Below are 1502 nucleotides of genomic sequence, written 5' to 3'. Positions count from 1 at the left end.
TTTTTACTTCATCTTTTCAAGCAGTCAGATTCATTATTTTTCCGCTTTGCTTTTTATTCCGAGGTATTTTTGCCAACGTGTTTGTATATGACAAGTAGCGTGAAATTATGAGTTAATTTTCAATCTCGCAACAAGCCAAATCTTTTGTATTTTGTTTTTATCTTTAATTTTCAAAAAGCCAAATCAAAAGATTTGGCGACTAACCAAATATACCCAAATTCTCGATTTAGAAAAACCTTAGCTATTTGTGATATACGGTGTTGGCGGTAGTTTTATTTTATTCTTACCCATTGAGTTCCATTTTTAAATACATATTTCAATATTTCAAATTCTTTCGAGAAGTAAATTCTTTGTATATCAGTTTCTTTTAGATTTTCTTTTTTTAATTCAAAAACATAACACTGTAATGAATGATTATTTACAATAATTAATTCCGGTTTTAATGACTCATCCGGTTGCTTGAATTCGGTATAAAAATTTTGAAATTCAAATGAAATTTTGGTTTTGGATTTCGGGCTAGGTTTTCTAAAATGAAACAATTCTGGATTTTCAAACTTTTTTTTATTAAGGTTATATATTTTAAAATCATTAGAATTTAGTTTTTCGTACTTAATAACCGCATTTGGTGGGTTGTATTTTCCGTCTCGAGTAATTGGTTGCCAATTATTATAATATTTCTTCTTAAAAGTTATTTTGAAAGTATCAATAGAATTATTATCAGATTTAAATATTAATGTTTGCCCAATATCAAAATTATCATAAATCTTTAATTCTCTGTTTGTAAAATCGTGCTTGCAAGAATTAAAAAATAAAACTATTAATAACAAAATTATATTCCGATTCATTATTAAATTAGGTTGATTAATTAGTGATGGTCTGACTTAAATTACCGCCAACTGCTTTGGCTATGATTTCGTTGCGGAAAAATACGCAGGAATTATTCCGTTGTAGCTCAAAGATAGAAAAAAGCGTGGAATTTTCGGTAGAAAATTCCGCCGCAATGAATTATAGCCGTTGTTACATACTGTGGCGACACACTCTGCTTGGAACGCTCTGTGCTTTGCCGTCTAAATAATTAATTTCCAATCCGATTTTTTTCCGCTTAGTGTTTTTTACTCAATTATCTTTTTATTTATGTCTGAAACGAAAATCTTAATATCTTTTTTTCGTTTATTTCAAATTTTTCAATCGACCTTAATTCCGCTTAATTTTTAAATTCGATTTTTATTATTTTGAAGGATATTGTTTTATTCAATTTTTTTTAGCGTTGTGCTTTTCATTCCGTGTAATGCTTTTTCAATTTCGCAGATGGTTTTTAAGTCAGTATTTTTTTAATAAAAAAATGATTTATTTTTTTCTCAAGTTTTTCAACCAGTCAGAAAAATTATTTGTCGGTTCTGCTTTTTATTCCGAGCCATTGTATGTAACGTGATTGTGTATGGCTCGTTGCGTGCAAATTAGCAATTAATTTTCGGTTTAGCCACAAGCCAATTTTTTAAATT

The 1502-nt window shown here is 28.4% G+C and carries 1 protein-coding gene; it reads right to left on the bottom strand.

Annotated elements, in window-relative coordinates; all coding sequences use genetic code 11:
* Positions 1 to 272 precede the first annotated feature (272 nt).
* Positions 273 to 845: a hypothetical protein gene (locus FT993_RS08745; RefSeq protein WP_147862167.1), complete on the bottom strand. Its 573-nt coding sequence runs from the start codon at positions 843 to 845 to the stop codon at positions 273 to 275.
* Positions 846 to 1502 lie beyond the last annotated feature (657 nt).

Origin of the sequence: Mesonia sp. HuA40, assembly GCF_008017835.1 — a bacterium.
Lineage (GTDB): Bacteria > Bacteroidota > Bacteroidia > Flavobacteriales > Flavobacteriaceae > Mesonia.
Note: the sequence above shows the minus strand (reverse complement) of the source record. Positions and strands in the feature narration are given on the sequence as shown.

Bases quoted from the DNA above. Each gene is read 5' to 3' on its own strand.
- FT993_RS08745 (WP_147862167.1), bottom strand. From the start codon at position 845: ATGAATCGGAATATAATTTTGTTATTAATAGTTTTATTTTTTAATTCT.